Source organism: Croceitalea rosinachiae, assembly GCF_031846445.1.
Taxonomy (GTDB): domain Bacteria; phylum Bacteroidota; class Bacteroidia; order Flavobacteriales; family Flavobacteriaceae; genus Croceitalea; species Croceitalea rosinachiae.
In genome coordinates this window covers 110,357-126,642 of sequence record NZ_JAVRHR010000002.1, presented here as the reverse complement: position 1 = coordinate 126,642, position 16,286 = coordinate 110,357, and the positions used below count along the sequence as shown (strand labels likewise).

Sequence of the window (16,286 nt, the reverse complement as noted above, 5' to 3'; positions counted from 1 at the left end):
AAATGAATGAAATCATTACTTCATGGGAACTCAATGCAGCGGAATGGATTAAAACCATTGCTAATGGATCCATAAGCTCTCGACAATTTACCAACAAGGCAATTCTTGATGCTATTCTATCTTTAGATTCAAATACTATTATTGACGTCGGCTGCGGTGAAGGTTGGTTGACAACTATCTTGGCAAATTCCGGCAAAAAAGTTGTAGGTATTGATGCCATTGAAGCATTATTGCAGCATGCCCGTAGCAAGAGTGATGTGCCCTTTTTTAAAATGACTTTTGAACAAATCACTTCAGGAGTTTCGATTCCTTATGGTCCTTTTGACCTAGCTGTTTTTAACTTTTGCCTCTATCAAAAAGATGGGCTGACCGATTTATTGGCACAAACTAAAAATGCGCTTGTAGATACAGGAACTATTTTAATACAGACCCTTCATCCATTTTTTTTAATAGAGCAACAGCTGCCTTATGAAAGTCAATGGCTTCAAGATTCATGGAAAGGGCTTGACGGCAACTTTACCAATGGACATCCTTGGTTTGCCCGAACTTTTGAGGATTGGCATACTGAATTACAAGGGATTCCTGATACCAAAATATCTTTTAAAGAAATAACGAATACTGCAGGCAAACCTTTATCATTGATCATAACCATTAAGAAGACCAGATGAAAATTTTTAAGGTATTAGGTATGATGTCCGGCACATCCCTTGATGGGTTGGACATCGCGTATTGTCATATCTGGAACGAAAATAATCGGTGGGATTTTGAAATTCGTCAAACCACTACCATTTCATACGATGCTGACTTGTATCAAAACCTTAAAAACGCCATTCATCTTTCTAAAGAAGAACATCGGCTATTACATATCGATTATGGTATATGGTTGGGGCAACAGGCAAAAACCTTTATTGAGAAACATGGGTTAGAAGTTGATTTTATCGCGAGCCACGGCCATACTTCGCACCACCGGCCGGAAGAAGAAGTCACTTTTCAATTGGGTGATGGGCAACAATTGGCCAATGCCTCAGGCTATAAAGTCATTTGCGATTTTCGCTCTTTAGATGTTACGCTAGGCGGACAAGGCGCCCCCTTGGTGCCCATTGGTGATACCCTGTTATTACCAGAATATGAGTTTTGTTTGAACTTGGGCGGTATCAGTAATATCTCTTTTGATACTGATGGAAAACGGATTGCGTTCGATATTGGCTTGGCCAATATGCCCTTGAACTTTCTTACCGAAAAAATCAATTTAAAATATGACGAAAACGGGCAATTGGCTCGTAAAGGTCAATTGTTACCTGAGCTGCTATCGCAATTAAATGCATTAGAATACTACCAACTCCCCTACCCAAAATCAACGGGTTATGAATGGTTTATAGAAGCGATTATACCCTTACTAGAGCGCAGTGACGCTAAGACCGAAGATCTGTTGCATACGATTATCCATCATAATTGCGAGCAAATAGCCCATGTGATTATCAAAGAAAAGCCCAAACCCAATAGCCAAGTTTTGGTTACAGGAGGCGGTGCTTTGAACAGCTTTTTTATGGATACCCTTCAAGAAAAGTTAGGAAATCACTGCAAGGTTCATATTCCGCCAAAAAAGTTTATCGAGTTTAAAGAAGCCTTAGTGTTTGCCTTTATGAGCGTGTTAAAAGACTTAGGGCAAACCAATGTGTACTCTTCAGTTACCGGAGCAAAACAAGATTGTTCTAGCGGAGTAGTTTTTGTACCTAAAAATTAGAATATTGCTATATTACAGGTATAATGGAGATATGATTAATAATCATATACAATCGTTGTAAACAATTATGCATAGTTTTCTAAAATTTCTTCTGGGAGTTCTTTTAATTGTTTTGGCAATCGTATGGTTTATGCATGAAAGAAAAAAAATACTTAAAGAGAGGGAAAATAAAGAATATATACTGATGTCTTATACGATAGAATTCCTTCTAGGGGCTTTCACCCTGTGCGGAATTGGAATTAGACTTATTTATGATTCATTACAATGAACGAGAATGAAGATTATTTTAGAATATCCAAAAATGGACATGTTCATACGCTAAGCGATAGGATTCCATTAAAGTGGAAAGGACTAATTATTTGGACTTCTTCTTCCGTTATAATACTAACATTTGTAGTCGGTGCTAGAGTAGCAATTTTTATTGCAATTTTGACGTTCATCGGGTATTTATTATATCGATTCGCATCTTGGATTTATTATTCAGAAATCAAAATTGATGAAAAGAGTGGAAAAATTACTCGATTGAAAAAAATACTGGAACTTACCAAAAAAACAGATTTGATAACTGATAAGTTTGACCCAAATAAATTTGAATACTCAGAACTAAATCGAAGTGGAAAAACTAAATTTCTCATGTCTTACAGAACTCATAAAAATCACGATTTATTGATTCTAAAAAATGAGGCAGACAAGAATCGGATTAAAAAATATATTACTGAAAAAATAACTGTTTACAACAATGGCTAAAATTCATTGCTTGCGGATTTCCTTACAGGAAATCCGCAAGCAAAAAGTTAACTTTAGGGTTCGGCGGGATTGTCCTGCGGACAGATTACCGTAACGAACCTTAGCCCAACCATCGTGTTTAATTATAGTGCCTAAAAATCAATTAGAATATAAAAGGTAAGAATACTAAAATATGTCAGACCTAGAGAAACCCTACAATGTCGCATACCTCAATTTTAGCATAATTGACGAACTTGACTTTGTAATTGGCGGGTATGGCAAACCCAAGCAAGAATTTATTTTCTCGCTAAATAGTTTTATAGAAAGTTATGTGCTAAATGAAACCTTTCATTTTTCCGTGCTCGAGTGGTATCATTTTACAAATACTAATAAACATACTTTTAAAAATGGCAGACCTATTTATAATATACTCTTTAACAAAGGAGATAAAATAATCTTTCGAGACTGGTTAGGCCCGTTTTATGGTAAATGTCTATTTTCTGAACCATTTATTGAAGGAAAAGATGAAAGCCAATTCCATATAGATAATTTCCAGAAAAATTCCTCAGAAGAAATAAAGAAGAAATATTTCAAACCTATAATCTTTTTAGAACCAGACGAAAAATTCCCCTATCTCTGGAGAAATTTCGGATTCAATATTTTACCGAAAGAACCTAATTATCTAATAATAGCAATAGGTAGGTCTCAAAAAGAAATGCTACAGGGGCTTTACAACGAAAATTCAAATATAAATTGTCATTCTTGCATGCCCTACAGCGGAATGAAGGCTCAAAAAGAGGTCAATTCTTCGCTTTTACCTTCAAATCAGTCTTACAAAATCTTATCAGAATTCCAGAATCAAAAAATTGAAACCCTAACCAAATATACCGGATATAAAAAAATACCTATCCCTCCGTTAGTTTCCATCGTTCTATCTCAATGTTATGAACTATCCGATATTCCAATTAAATTAAAGCAACTAAGAGAGGACTTTACGGACTTAAGAAATTCGTTTGGCACTCTAGAAAAAAGGATTGAAGAAGCAGATAATATTAAAAGTCAAATTGATGCTATTGATGAAATAAGTGACTTTTGGCATTCATTTTCAAAAAAATATAATAGTAAAAATTCTAGGCTTCTACATCATTTTTGGGATATAAAGAAAGCTTCCGGAGTGGATGGCGCTCTGGAAAAAGTTGTTGATAATAAGGATAGCACAGAGGAGTTTTTATCAAACCTGAATTATGTTAGCCTCGCTGGTAAAATAACTAGCAAAGCTTACTCTTTTTTTAAGGATAAAAAATCATTAAATCGATTTCAGGGAATAATAGATTTATGGGAATTATCCCAAAAAACGCCAGCATTAAAACAACAAGCAAAAGATTATGAGCGATTGTTTAAGGTTAAAATTGACCTAAAAATGTTAAAGCAACTTTATAATAACACAGTCTAATTTTAATCAAGAAACAAAAGATAACTAAACACAATCTATAAACAATATGGGCTTAGAGCTTAATCGCAGGGTTAGTGCATTTTTATAATGACCGCAAAATCTCTTGGATTTTGCTTTGGACAAAAAAAGAAAAAACAATACCAAAAGATTTCGCAGGGGAATTTTTTCTGTTATGGTTTTATTTTATTGGAATTTGGGTTATTCAACCGAAAGTGAACAAATTGTACGGGGAATAAAACACTATGGCCAGCAAGGGTTATAGTTTATAACTCCTTTTCGTTAACTTGAAACTCTGGAACCCTTTGAGCGGTGACAAATCTAATGTCTACTCAAAAAAACCAGTCTCTTCCTTCTGGACAGTACAATTAAGACAACAGCACCTAAACCACAACAGGCCAAACCAACAAAGAGTGGCAATGCCAAATCTTCCAAAAAAGAACCAATCAAGGTAGCAATAGGTACCGAGATCAACGTGGATACAAAACCATTGATGGCAGCACCAATACCTGCGATATGCCCAATTGGCTCCATAGCTATAGAGCGGAAATTCCCCCACATAAAGCCCAGACAAAAAAACTGTAAAAACAGAAAGGCCACCAGAATGGCTACATTAGGATTGGGTGTATTCCAAAAAAATAGTACATAACATATAGCTACCAGACTAAAGGCAACTGTCGCAGCTAATGAAAGATTTCGCATGCCAAAGCGCATGACCATCGTACCATTGGTAAAGGTTGATGTACCAATAGAAATGGCCAGCCCTGCAAAAATATAAGGGAAGGCTTCACGCATGCCGTACTGATCTTCAAAAATATGTTGTGCAGAACTGAGATACACTAAAAAAGCTCCTGTTACCAAACCAGAAACAAAGGTATAGGTTACTGTTTCTGGATGTCGCAACATCTCTTTCGTGCCAGAAATAAAACTTTTGGGTGAAAACTTGACTTTATACTGTGGTTTTAAGGTTTCCTGTTGACGTTTCCAAAACCAAATCCAGAGTACTATCCCTAAAAACAAGTGTACATAAAAAATAGTCTGCCAATTAAAATGGTCCAATATAAATTTTCCCAAAGCAGGTGCTACCACGGGAACCAAAATAAAAAAGGCGGTAATAAATGACATTACACGAGCCATATAGTCTCCGCTATAGGAATCACGAATAATAGAAATCGCGATCGTTCTATGTGCTGATAAACCAATTCCTTGCAACACCCTACCTAGTACCATGACCTCTAAATTTGGGGCTGCTAAACAAATGACACTTGCAATTCCGAAAACTACAAAACCAGCATATACCATAGGTTTACGTCCGTATTGGTCTGAAAGTGGCCCAAAGAACAACTGCCCTACTCCCAAACCCAAAAAAATCATGGTTACAAACAATTGATTGTCTTGTGGGTCAAAACTATTGATGCTTACGCCAATATCAGGTATAGCAGGCAGCAAGGTATCAATGGCCAAGGCCACGATGGACATTAATGATGCCATCAATGCGATAAACTCAAAATTAGGTTTTAGCTGTTCGTTTTGCATTCGGCAAAAGTAGGTATACCTCAAACACTAAAAAACAATAAACTAACCCATTGTGTATTTTATTAAAAATTTGTCAATTCGAGTGATTTTTATGTACCGTGTTCATAAAAATTGTATCGAGAATCAGAATTTTTAGATTAAAAACCTTGTTCTCGATACTTTTTCCCACAGAAAAAACTCGAACTGACGGCTTTTGTAACCTATAAACTGTAAAATACGCAGCGAGTTAAATCATGGTATTTGTTTTATAAATTACAACGGTATATTCCCATGCTTCTTTTTAAGAGAATCCACTTGTTTGTTCTCTAACATCGCAAAAGACTTAAGCAGTTTTCGTCTTGTATTCTCCGGTAGAATCACCTCATCAATAAAACCACGTCGCGCAGCCCGATATGGATTCGCAAATTTATCAGCATATTCTGCTTCTTTCTCTTTAAGCTTGGCTCCAGGGTCTTCGGCGGTCGCAATTTCTCGTCTAAAGATAATTTTACTTGCCCCCTTTGCACCCATAACAGCAATCTCAGCGGTAGGCCACGCATAATTGAAATCAGCTCCAATATGCTTTGAATTCATTACATCATAAGCCCCTCCATAGGCCTTACGTGTAATGACCGTAATTCGTGGTACGGTGGCTTCACTCAATGCATATAATAATTTTGCACCATGCATTATGATTCCGTTCCACTCTTGATCGGTACCCGGCAAAAACCCTGGTACATCAACCAATACCAACAAAGGGATATTGAAGGCATCGCAAAAACGGGTAAAACGCGCCGCTTTTGAGGAACTATTGGAATCAAGAACCCCCGCTAAAAACATAGGTTGATTGGCAATTATACCAATACTTCTTCCGCCTAAACGCGCAAAGCCCACTATAATATTTTCAGCAAATTCTTTATGTATTTCATAAAAAGAATCCTCATCAATAATACCATCAATAACCTCATGCATGTCATAAGGTTTATTGGGATTATCAGGCACAACACCCTTTAATTGTTCCCGGAGCTCCTCTCCTATTTCATAAGGCAGCATTTTAGGTTTTTCCGTATTGTTTTGTGGAAGGTAGCCTAAAAGCTTCTTTACATCTTTCAAACAGGCAGCATCATTCGCTGAAGTTTTGTGGGCCACCCCAGATTTGGACGCATGCGTCATTGCGCCTCCCAATTCTTCTGAACTCACTTCTTCATTGGTTACTGTTTTTACCACATTTGGTCCCGTAACAAACATATAACTGGTCTGTTCAACCATTAATATAAAATCCGTCATGGCCGGGGAATACACCGCCCCTCCTGCGCATGGTCCCATAATCGCTGAAAGTTGCGGAATCACTCCTGATGCCTGAACATTACGATAAAAAATATCAGCATAACCTCCTAAAGATTTGACCCCTTCTTGAATTCGTGCTCCCCCAGAGTCATTTAATCCAATGATGGGTGCACCAACTTTCATGGCCAAATCCATCACTTTGCAGATTTTTTCTGCGTGGGTCTCTGACAATGCTCCACCAAAAACGGTAAAGTCTTGTGCATAGACATAGACCAAACGTCCATTTACAGTACCATAACCCGTTACCACACCGTCGCCAAAATAAATTTCTTTATCCATTCCAAAATCCGTGGTACGGTGTGTAACTAAAATTCCCATTTCCTCGAAAGAACCCTCGTCGAGAAAGTATGCTATGCGCTCCCGAGCCGTTAGTTTTTTCTTAGTATGTTGTTTTTCAATCCGTTTTTCACCCCCACCTAAATGGGCTTCTGAAATACGGTCTTGCAATTTTTTTAATTTAGCGTCCATGTGCATTAGTTTATGGGCAATCGTAACATTTTTTGGTCTTCAAAATATTGTTTTAGAGCAATCACAGCTGCTATTTTAGCATCTTGTTCCCGTTTTTCGTGCAGTACTTCTGGGGAATAATAGTCCTTTACAAAATGGGTGTCAAAATTACCAGAGCGAAAGGCCTCGTGCTGCATCACATACGAACCAAATGCCAAAGTAGTTTCTACCCCTTTTATCTCATAACTTTCAATCGCCTTGATCATTAATTCTATCGCTTCTTCGCGAGTAGCACCATACGTGATCAGTTTTGACAACATGGGATCGTAATAAATTGGAATGTCCATTCCTTCTTCAAAACCGTTATCCACACGAATACCTTTACCGACTGGAAGTCGGTAGCGTTCTAAATTACCTACGCTGGGCAAAAAGTCGTTCAAAGGATCTTCGGCATAAACACGAAGTTCCATAGCATGCCCACGAATCTTTAAATCTTCTTGCCTAATCTGTAACTTTTCGCCACGGGCGACTTTTATCTGTAATTCGACCAAATCAACCCCTGCAATTAGCTCTGAAACTGGATGCTCTACCTGTAAACGGGTATTCATCTCTAAGAAATAGAAATTATGATCGGCATCCAATAAAAACTCTACGGTACCGGCACCGACATAATCACAGGCCTTTGCTACTCTCGTTGCCGCAAGACCCATTTCATTGCGAAGTTCTGGAGTCAAAATTGAAGAAGGTGCCTCTTCAACTACTTTTTGATGACGACGTTGAATACTGCATTCCCGTTCAAAAAAATGAAGGAAATTGCCATGGGTATCTGCCATAACCTGAATTTCGATATGTCGAGGTGAAGTCACATATTTTTCTATAAAAACCGAACCATCACCAAAAGCAGAGGTTGCCTCACTGATCGCACGCTTCATTTGTGATTCTAAATCTACTTCTTTTTCGACCACACGCATTCCTTTTCCACCACCACCAGCTGAAGCCTTTATCAGAATAGGAAAGCCAATTTCTTTGGCAATTTTGAGAGCCTTGTCAACATCGGTAATTGCTTCATCAATACCTGGCACCATGGGGATATTATATTTTTTTACCGCTTCTTTGGCTGCCAACTTACTCCCCATCACTCGAATGGCATGCGATTTTGGGCCGATAAAAATCAACCCATTCTTTTCAACCGCCTCCGCAAAATCTGCATTCTCGCTTAAAAATCCATATCCAGGATGAATGCCATCTACGCCGAGAGACTTTGAAACTTCAATGATTTTATTACCAAGTAAATATGATTGGTTGGACGGTGGAGGACCAATACAAACTGCTTCATCTGCAAAACGAACATGTGGCGCATTTCTATCTGCCTCTGAATATATGGCTACGGTTTTAATGCCCATTTTTTTGGCTGTACGCATTACGCGAATAGCAATCTCTCCCCTATTGGCAACTAATATTTTATTCATAATACAGATTATTCAAAAGTAATTAGGGTAAATTTCTTTTCCACGGCTTCGCCTTGTTTTACGGTAATGCTTTTGATAATACCATCTCGCGGTGATGTAATAACATTCTCCATCTTCATGGCTTCCAATATCAGTAATTGGTCGCCTTCTTTTACCTCTTGAGCTTCTTCAACCGAAACTTCCAATATCAAACCAGGCATAGGGGCCTCGATACTACTGACCAAAGCAGAATTGCCAAGCACAAAGCCCATACTGTCAATAAGGGCATCCAATGGCGTTTCAACGGTAACATCATAGTCGGTATTGTTGATTTTCATTTGATAATACTTACCGTCTAAATTTCCATTGATAAGTTCAATATGATACGATTGATTATCCTTTAAAAAATGAAATGTGCGCTTGCCCGTTTGAATAATGTCCAATGAAGTTAGGTCAGTATCAGATAGTTCAAATTCATATTGATCATTGACTTTTAATTTATGTGGCTCTCCCATAAGAATTGATTGGCATTTAGCTCTTCTAATATAAGTTTTTTCCTCTTAAAGTTACCATCAAAACTAATCCAAAAACAACTTTGATTATATGAATTATATCATGTTATAAAATGAACGGTTGTTGTAATTATGCAGTAGCCTTAAATGAAGCAAAATCGTAATTATGCTATCAAATCGTTACTTTTGAATTAAACTATTTTTTATGCTCATCATAGGAATTGCAGGAGGTACTGGTTGTGGTAAAACCACTGTGGTCAAACAGATTGTTGAAGAATTGCCTAAAGATGAGGTTGTGGTCATATCGCAAGATTCATATTACAATGATTTGGCTCATTTGACCAAAGAAGAACGTAGTAAGGTAAACTTTGACCACCCTAATTCTATTGATTTTGAATTGCTTATTGCTCATTTGAATAAACTGAGAGCAGGGAATACGATTGAAATACCTGTCTATTCATTTGTTGAGGAAACAAGACTTGCTAAAACAATCACAACCATCCCTAAAAAGGTAATTATTGTGGAAGGGATTTTAGTATTGAGCAATCCCGAACTGAGAAAGTTATTTGACATTAAAATATACGTACACGCCGATTCTGATGAACGCTTAATAAGAAGGTTACAGCGCGATATAAAAGAAAGGGGGCATGATTTTGACAAAGTTTTACATCGTTATCAAACCGCTGTCAAACCTATGCACAATGAGTTTATAGAACCATCAAAAGAGTTTGCAGATATCATCATTCCGAATAACCATTACAATACGGTAGCCGTGGATATGGTCAGAACCATTATTATTGAAAAATTAGTTTAATATGGGTTGGAATGATTTAAAACAAAAAACATGGTTTAAACTAATGACCAACATGTATATTTTGGTTTTGACCCTATTTGTTATTTGGATGGCCTTTTTTGATACCAATTCTTTATTGATTCATCTAGAATTAAAAAAAGAAATCAATAAGCTCGAACAACAAAAGACTTTTTTAGAAAATGAGATTGAAAAGGATAAAAAAGTTTTGAAAAAACTCTCTGACGATGAAGAATTAGAAAAGTTTGCTCGTGAAGAATATTATATGAAGAAAGACAATGAAGAGATTTTTCTAATTGAACACGCCGATAGTACAAAAAGTAAGCAGTAAGCAATTTTTAGTTGAATTTATTAGCATGAAAAGCGAAGCACTTTTTTCAGAATTTCCAGAAGTTTCAGCCAAGCAATGGAAACAAAAAATTCAATTTGACCTTAAGGGAGCGGATTATAATAAGAGCTTAATTTGGGAATCATTAGAAGGAATTCACGTAAAACCTTTTTATCATAGTGAGGATTTAAAGGAAATTGACACGTATCCACTGCCTAGAGATCATACTTGGACTGTTGGACAAGTAATTTATGCTCAAGATGATACCCTCGCCAATAAAAAAGCATTAGACGTATTGTCTCGTGGAGCTTCTTCTTTGGTATTCACAATGACAAACCCCCTTATTGATTGGGGTAAGCTTTTTGAAAAAATTGATTTAAATACTGTCTCGATTCATCTAAATTTTGAGTTTTTAGATTTGGATTTCAAATCAAAATTATTTGAATTTATAGGAGGTAAGGACGGTAAAATTTTCTTGAATATTGATATTCTAGGAAATTTAGCAAAGACCGGGAATTGGTATCATTCCCTAGAAAAAGACCATGAAATTCTGGAAAGTATTTTGGCCAAGAGCAATAAGTCAAATACAGCTATTTTAGGTGTTGATTTAGGACTTTACCAAAATGCGGGTGCCAATATGGTGCAACAATTGGCATATACCCTAGCACATGCCAATGAATATTTGAATCATTTTAAAAATCTCAAAAAATTATCGTTGACCATTAAGGTGGCCGTCGGAGGTAACTACTTTTTCGAAATTGCAAAAATCAAGGCTTTGCGATGGTTGATTCAAAGTCTTTCTGAGGCCTATAACGTTACTATAGATTGCCATATAATTACTATTCCAAGTAAACGAAATAAAACCATTTACGATTATAACGTCAACATGCTTCGCACAACCTCTGAATGTATGTCGGCAGTATTGGGCGGTGGAGATACGGTTTGCAACTTACCCTATGATGCGCTATATCATAAAGACAATGAGTTTGGGGAACGCATCGCAAGAAACCAGTTGCTGTTATTAAAAGAAGAGAGTTATTTTGATGAAGCAGTCCATGCAGTTGAAGGTTCATATTATATTGAAAGTTTAGCACAACAATTGGCGGAGAAGGCCTTAGCACTTTTCAAACAAATTGAAGCTGCAGGCGGTTTTTTAAAACAATTAAAAGGAGGTATCATCCAAAAAAAGATAAAAGAAAGTGCTGCAAAAGAGCAAACAAAGTTTGATTCGGGAGAACTGGTGTTATTGGGCACAAACAAATACCAAAATCCTGATGATAAAATAAAGGGTGATTTAGAACTATATCCTTTTGTCAAAAGAGAAAAACGCAAAACCGTTATCGAGCCAATTATCGAAAAAAGACTTTCAGAAGCAACGGAACAAAATCGTTTGAAAGATGAGTAGAAAAAATCTTCAAAATATCAAGCTGCAAGATCCAAAACTTAAACCACAAAATTCAAATTCCGGTTTTGACTTTGCGGCAGGAATTCCACCCTTTCTTCGTGGACCGTATTCCACCATGTATGTTCGCAGACCTTGGACCATTCGCCAGTATGCCGGATTCTCTACTGCTGAAGAAAGCAACGCTTTTTACAGAAGAAATTTAGAAGCAGGGCAAAAAGGTTTGTCAGTGGCCTTTGACCTACCAACGCATCGCGGATATGATAGTGACAATGAACGGGTTGTGGGGGATGTGGGCAAAGCAGGGGTAGCAATTGATTCGGTCGAGGACATGAAAATTCTCTTTGACCAAATTCCGCTAGACAAAATGTCGGTTTCCATGACCATGAATGGTGCGGTGCTTCCCATTATGGCGTTCTATATTGTAGCTGCAGAAGAACAAGGGGTTGCCTTAAATCAACTTTCGGGTACTATCCAAAATGATATTTTGAAAGAATTCATGGTGCGCAATACTTATATATACCCTCCAGCGCCATCCATTCAAATAATTGCTGACATTTTTGAATATACAAGTCAAAAAATGCCCAGATTTAACAGTATCAGTATTTCTGGTTACCATATGCATGAAGCTGGCGCACCTGCAGCTTTAGAAATAGCCTATACGTTGGCCGATGGAATCGAATATATTAAAACAGGAATAAAAGCAGGGTTGAAAATCGATGATTTCGCGCCACGTCTATCTTTCTTTTGGGGTATTGGCATGAACCATTTTACTGAAATTGCCAAAATGCGCGCTGCACGAATGCTATGGACCAAATTGGTAAAACAGTTCGATCCAAAAAATGAAAAATCGCTGATGTTGCGAACACATTCCCAAACAAGTGGTTGGAGCCTAACCGAGCAAGACCCTTTTAATAATGTTGCGAGAACCACCATTGAAGCTATGGCAGCTGCTTTGGGGGGCACCCAAAGTCTTCACACCAATGCCTTGGATGAAGCCATTGCCCTACCGACAGATTTTTCAGCTCGAATTGCACGAAACACTCAAATTTATTTACAGAACGAAACACAAATCACAAAAACTGTTGATCCATGGGCAGGTAGCTATTATGTTGAAGGTTTGACCAAAACCATAGCAGATGAGGCATGGAGACTTATCAATGAAGTAGAAGAATTAGGTGGAATGACCAAAGCTATTGAAGCAGGAATTCCAAAACTCCGTATTGAAGAAGCTGCAGCCAAAAAACAGGCCCGTTTAGATAGCGGTCAAGAAGTGTTGGTAGGAGTCAACAAATATGTTTTGGAAGACGAAGACGATTTACAAATTCTTGAAGTAGACAATCAGAAAGTACGTCAACGGCAAGTGAGCAGTTTAGCTGAAATAAAGGCTTCAAGAAACACAGAGAAAGTTTCAGAAGCCTTGCAAAAGATAGAAAATGCCGCAGCTTTAAAAATGAAAGGCAAAACCAGTAAAAATTTGCTAGCTTTAGCCGTAACAGCAGCAAGAGAACGAGCCACACTGGGAGAAATCAGTGATGCCATGGAAAAGGCTTTTGGTCGTTATCGTGCTCAAATTCAATCAGTAAGCGGTGTGTATTCAAAAGAAATCAAAAACGATAAAAGCTTTGAAAAAGCTAAGCAGATGGCAGACGACTTCGCCGAGAATGAGGGGCGTCGCCCTCGTATAATGGTGGCAAAGATGGGTCAAGATGGTCATGATAGAGGAGCAAAAGTAGTCGCTACTGGGTATGCAGACTTAGGCTTTGATGTGGATATTGGTCCATTGTTTCAAACTCCCGCAGAAGTAGCAAAGCAAGCTGTTGAAAATGATGTACATGTATTAGGTATTTCTTCATTGGCAGGCGGGCATAAAACATTAGTGCCAGAAGTTATTAAAGAACTAAAACATTATAGTAGAGAAGATATTATGGTCATTGTGGGTGGAGTCATCCCCAAACAAGATTATGATTTTTTATATAAAAGTGGGGCAATTTCGGTTTTCGGACCAGGAACAAAAATTAGTGAAGCCGCTATAGAAATCTTAGAAATTTTAATGGATTAGCTGAGAGAATTACAGTTAAATAAATAACTTCATTTAAACTTTAACTTTCCTTAACGCAGATAGCAATACTTATTCACTTTGTGTTAACAAAATACATTTTACAGCGTTGTAAATAATCGTATTTTTACCTTTTAACTTACTTGATAAATGGGCAAAATTATTGCTATTGCTAATCAGAAGGGAGGGGTTGGTAAGACCACAACAACAGTAAACCTAGCGGCCTCTTTGGGTGTTTTAGAGAAAAAAGTGCTTCTTATTGATGCTGACCCCCAGGCAAATGCCACCTCTGGACTTGGTGTTGATGTAGACAGTGTTGAAAAAGGTACGTACCAATTGTTAGAGCATACTTCAAATGCTCTAGATACAATTCTTACCACAGATTCTCCAAACGTAGACTTGATTCCTTCACATATTGACCTTGTGGCCATTGAAATTGAACTAGTGGATAAGGACAATAGAGAATACATGATGAAGCAGGCGATTGGCAGCCTAAAGGAAAGTTATGATTATATTTTGATCGATTGTGCCCCATCATTGGGCTTGCTGACTTTGAATGCGTTAACAGCGGCTGATTCTGTTGTGATTCCTATTCAATGTGAGTATTTTGCTCTTGAAGGACTTGGGAAACTTTTAAATACAGTTAAAAGTGTTCAAAAAATTCACAATCCTGATTTGGATATTGAAGGCATGTTGTTGACCATGTTCGATTCACGTTTGCGCCTATCAAACCAAGTAGTCGAAGAAGTGAAAAAACATTTTGCCGACATGGTATTCGATACCATTATACAACGTAATGTTAAGTTGAGTGAAGCACCAAGTTATGGAGAAAGCATTATAAAATATGATGCTAGCAGTAAAGGAGCCTCGAACTATTTAAACTTGGCAAATGAAATTTTGAATAAAAACAAGGAGACCGTTTAAATGGCGAAAGCAACAAAAAAACAAGCTCTGGGCAGAGGTCTATCTGCATTATTAAAAGACCCTGAAAACGATATTCAATCGGTATCAGACAAGAATGCTGATAAAGTTATTGGCAATGTTGTGGAGCTTGAAATTGATTCTATTGAAGTAAATCCGTTTCAACCCCGTTCCAATTTCAATGATGAGGCTTTGCAAGAGCTGGCCAGTTCAATTCGTGAGTTGGGAATAATTCAACCGATTACAGTTCGAAAACTTGATTTTAACAAATTTCAATTGGTATCAGGTGAGCGGCGTTATCGTGCCTCAAAACTTGTAGGTTTAGAAACCATTCCTGCCTATATCAGAATTGCGAATGACCAAGAGTCATTAGAGATGGCTTTGGTAGAAAATATACAAAGACAAGACCTTGATCCAATTGAAATTGCACTTTCATACCAACGATTGATTGATGAAATTCAATTGACCCAAGAAAAAATGAGTGATCGGGTAGGCAAAAAAAGGTCTACTATCACCAACTATTTGCGACTTTTAAAATTAGACCCTATTATTCAAACCGGAATGCGAGATGGATTTTTAAGCATGGGGCATGGTCGAGCATTGGTAAATATTGAAAAGAAGAAGAACCAATTGGGTATTTATGAACGTATTTTGACTGAAAAATTATCAGTTCGAGAAACCGAACAATTGGTCAAAGAGCTTCGCGATGATAAAAAAGGAAAATCTACGTCGTTAGCTAAAAACAGTTCTAAAGAACTTCCTGGATATATATCAAAACATATCGATTCCATCAAAAATCATCTTGCCGTTAAAGTTGATGTTTCATCATCTGCTTCCGGAAAAGGAAAAATTGTAATTCCATTTCATTCAAAAGAAGAATTTCAACGACTGAAAAAAATATTATCAGGTGAGTAAACTAAGTTGCTTTTTTGTTCTTTTTTTAATCTTTAATTCCTTTATTTTTTCACAACAAGAAGAACAAGAAGATAAAAAAAAAGAAGCCCTTCCTGAACAAAAGGCTGATTCACTTAAAACAGGCCTTGCTGAGGAGGGTGTTGTTTTTGAAGAGGTCACTTATGAACAACTCGTTATAAATCCTTTAGCGCCAAGCAAAGCTGCCTTTTATTCTACTATTCTTCCTGGATTAGGACAGATTTATAATAAACGCTATTGGAAGGCCCCTATAGTCTGGGGTGCTATTGGGCTTGGCGTGGCGAGTTATTCAGCAAACAATACCGAGTACAGACGTTTTCGTGATGCATTTAAACGAAGACGTGCTGGATTTACAGACGATGAATTTTTTGATTTGGGAGAACCAGATCTAAATAAAACTACAGCCGATGTCTCTGATGAAGCTTTACAAGATGCTCAGGAAGCTGCTCAGCGAAATCGTGATTTAGCCTTATTGATTACCATTGCTTTATACGCTTTAAATGTAATAGACGCCAATGTTGATGCACATTTAAAACAGTATAATGTTGACGATAGACTAGCCATGGATATTAAGCCCTACATAAACCTTAATCCCATAAATGCGGATCCTAACTATGGATTGGCATTAGTGGTGAAATTCTGA

At 37.3% G+C, this 16,286-nt stretch carries 15 protein-coding genes; 11 read left to right on the top strand and 4 right to left on the bottom strand.

Going from position 1 to position 16,286, the window contains the following annotated elements:
• Window positions 1–2: 2 nt before the first annotated feature.
• The 4 genes from RM706_RS08265 (at window position 3) to RM706_RS08250 (ending at window position 3,923) form a co-directional block, all read left to right on the top strand.
• Window positions 3–668: a class I SAM-dependent methyltransferase gene (locus RM706_RS08265; protein WP_311350584.1), complete on the top strand. Its 666-nt coding sequence runs from the start codon at window positions 3–5 to the stop codon at window positions 666–668.
• A complete protein-coding gene (locus RM706_RS08260) occupies window positions 665–1,744 on the top strand; it encodes an anhydro-N-acetylmuramic acid kinase (protein WP_311350583.1) in 1,080 nt (359 codons plus the stop codon). The genes RM706_RS08265 and RM706_RS08260 overlap by 4 nt, the downstream gene beginning before the upstream one ends.
• A 264-nt stretch (window positions 1,745–2,008) precedes the next feature.
• Window positions 2,009–2,491, top strand: coding sequence for a hypothetical protein (locus tag RM706_RS08255; protein WP_311350582.1), 483 nt, complete (start codon window positions 2,009–2,011; stop codon window positions 2,489–2,491).
• A gap of 172 nt (window positions 2,492–2,663) precedes the next feature.
• Window positions 2,664–3,923 carry a hypothetical protein gene (locus tag RM706_RS08250; protein ID WP_311350581.1) on the top strand — a complete coding sequence of 420 codons (1,260 nt, stop codon included), beginning with the start codon at window positions 2,664–2,666 and terminating at the stop codon, window positions 3,921–3,923.
• A 318-nt stretch (window positions 3,924–4,241) separates the two neighbouring features.
• Here the strand turns inward: RM706_RS08250 and RM706_RS08245 are convergent, their stop codons facing one another.
• The 4 genes from RM706_RS08245 to RM706_RS08230 all read right to left on the bottom strand — a co-directional run bounded on the left by RM706_RS08245 (window position 4,242) and on the right by RM706_RS08230 (window position 9,192).
• Window positions 4,242–5,456: a multidrug effflux MFS transporter gene (locus RM706_RS08245; RefSeq protein WP_311350580.1), complete on the bottom strand. Its 1,215-nt coding sequence runs from the start codon at window positions 5,454–5,456 to the stop codon at window positions 4,242–4,244.
• A gap of 252 nt (window positions 5,457–5,708) precedes the next feature.
• The gene (locus RM706_RS08240; protein WP_311350579.1) at window positions 5,709–7,250 is read right to left on the bottom strand and encodes an acyl-CoA carboxylase subunit beta; all 1,542 of its coding nucleotides are present in this window, start codon (window positions 7,248–7,250) and stop codon (window positions 5,709–5,711) included.
• Window positions 7,251–7,255: 5 nt separating this feature from the next.
• Entirely contained in the window at window positions 7,256–8,698 is a 1,443-nt protein-coding gene (accC, locus tag RM706_RS08235) for an acetyl-CoA carboxylase biotin carboxylase subunit (protein ID WP_311350578.1), read from the bottom strand.
• 8 nt (window positions 8,699–8,706) lie between these two features.
• Window positions 8,707–9,192: an acyl-CoA carboxylase biotin carboxyl carrier protein subunit gene (locus RM706_RS08230; RefSeq protein WP_311350577.1), complete on the bottom strand. Its 486-nt coding sequence runs from the start codon at window positions 9,190–9,192 to the stop codon at window positions 8,707–8,709.
• A 202-nt stretch (window positions 9,193–9,394) separates the two neighbouring features.
• Between RM706_RS08230 and udk the strand changes: the two genes are divergently transcribed.
• The 7 genes from udk (at window position 9,395) to RM706_RS08195 (ending at window position 16,286) form a co-directional block, all read left to right on the top strand.
• Window positions 9,395–10,003 carry a uridine kinase gene (gene udk / locus RM706_RS08225; protein WP_311350576.1) on the top strand — a complete coding sequence of 203 codons (609 nt, stop codon included), beginning with the start codon at window positions 9,395–9,397 and terminating at the stop codon, window positions 10,001–10,003.
• 1 nt (window position 10,004) lies between these two features.
• The gene (locus RM706_RS08220; RefSeq protein WP_311350575.1) at window positions 10,005–10,331 is read left to right on the top strand and encodes an FtsB family cell division protein; all 327 of its coding nucleotides are present in this window, start codon (window positions 10,005–10,007) and stop codon (window positions 10,329–10,331) included.
• A 25-nt stretch (window positions 10,332–10,356) separates the two neighbouring features.
• Window positions 10,357–11,733, top strand: coding sequence for a methylmalonyl-CoA mutase subunit beta (locus RM706_RS08215; protein ID WP_311350574.1), 1,377 nt, complete (start codon window positions 10,357–10,359; stop codon window positions 11,731–11,733).
• Window positions 11,726–13,792, top strand: a complete 2,067-nt coding sequence (gene scpA, locus RM706_RS08210) for a methylmalonyl-CoA mutase (RefSeq protein WP_311350573.1) — start codon at window positions 11,726–11,728, stop codon at window positions 13,790–13,792. The genes RM706_RS08215 and scpA overlap by 8 nt, the downstream gene beginning before the upstream one ends.
• A gap of 147 nt (window positions 13,793–13,939) precedes the next feature.
• Window positions 13,940–14,713, top strand: a complete 774-nt coding sequence (locus tag RM706_RS08205; protein WP_311350572.1) for a ParA family protein — start codon at window positions 13,940–13,942, stop codon at window positions 14,711–14,713.
• Complete coding sequence (locus tag RM706_RS08200; RefSeq protein ID WP_311350571.1) at window positions 14,714–15,625, top strand: ParB/RepB/Spo0J family partition protein; 912 nt, start codon at window positions 14,714–14,716, stop codon at window positions 15,623–15,625. It begins immediately after the preceding gene.
• Complete coding sequence (locus RM706_RS08195) at window positions 15,618–16,286, top strand: DUF5683 domain-containing protein (RefSeq protein ID WP_311350570.1); 669 nt, start codon at window positions 15,618–15,620, stop codon at window positions 16,284–16,286. The genes RM706_RS08200 and RM706_RS08195 overlap by 8 nt, the downstream gene beginning before the upstream one ends.

What these genes read in the sequence shown, in the direction of transcription:
- RM706_RS08240 (WP_311350579.1), bottom strand. Translation starts at nt 7,250, where the DNA reads ATGGACGCTAAATTAAAAAAATTGCAAGACCGTATTTCAGAAGCCCAT.
- accC (WP_311350578.1), bottom strand. Translation starts at nt 8,698, where the DNA reads ATGAATAAAATATTAGTTGCCAATAGGGGAGAGATTGCTATTCGCGTA.
- RM706_RS08230 (WP_311350577.1), bottom strand. Translation starts at nt 9,192, where the DNA reads ATGGGAGAGCCACATAAATTAAAAGTCAATGATCAATATGAATTTGAA.
- udk (WP_311350576.1), top strand. Translation starts at nt 9,395, where the DNA reads ATGCTCATCATAGGAATTGCAGGAGGTACTGGTTGTGGTAAAACCACT.
- RM706_RS08205 (WP_311350572.1), top strand. Translation starts at nt 13,940, where the DNA reads ATGGGCAAAATTATTGCTATTGCTAATCAGAAGGGAGGGGTTGGTAAG.
- RM706_RS08245 (WP_311350580.1), bottom strand. Translation starts at nt 5,456, where the DNA reads ATGCAAAACGAACAGCTAAAACCTAATTTTGAGTTTATCGCATTGATG.
- RM706_RS08260 (WP_311350583.1), top strand. Translation starts at nt 665, where the DNA reads ATGAAAATTTTTAAGGTATTAGGTATGATGTCCGGCACATCCCTTGAT.
- RM706_RS08265 (WP_311350584.1), top strand. Translation starts at nt 3, where the DNA reads ATGAATGAAATCATTACTTCATGGGAACTCAATGCAGCGGAATGGATT.
- scpA (WP_311350573.1), top strand. Translation starts at nt 11,726, where the DNA reads ATGAGTAGAAAAAATCTTCAAAATATCAAGCTGCAAGATCCAAAACTT.
- RM706_RS08220 (WP_311350575.1), top strand. Translation starts at nt 10,005, where the DNA reads ATGGGTTGGAATGATTTAAAACAAAAAACATGGTTTAAACTAATGACC.
- RM706_RS08255 (WP_311350582.1), top strand. Translation starts at nt 2,009, where the DNA reads ATGAACGAGAATGAAGATTATTTTAGAATATCCAAAAATGGACATGTT.
- RM706_RS08215 (WP_311350574.1), top strand. Translation starts at nt 10,357, where the DNA reads ATGAAAAGCGAAGCACTTTTTTCAGAATTTCCAGAAGTTTCAGCCAAG.
- RM706_RS08250 (WP_311350581.1), top strand. Translation starts at nt 2,664, where the DNA reads ATGTCAGACCTAGAGAAACCCTACAATGTCGCATACCTCAATTTTAGC.
- RM706_RS08200 (WP_311350571.1), top strand. Translation starts at nt 14,714, where the DNA reads ATGGCGAAAGCAACAAAAAAACAAGCTCTGGGCAGAGGTCTATCTGCA.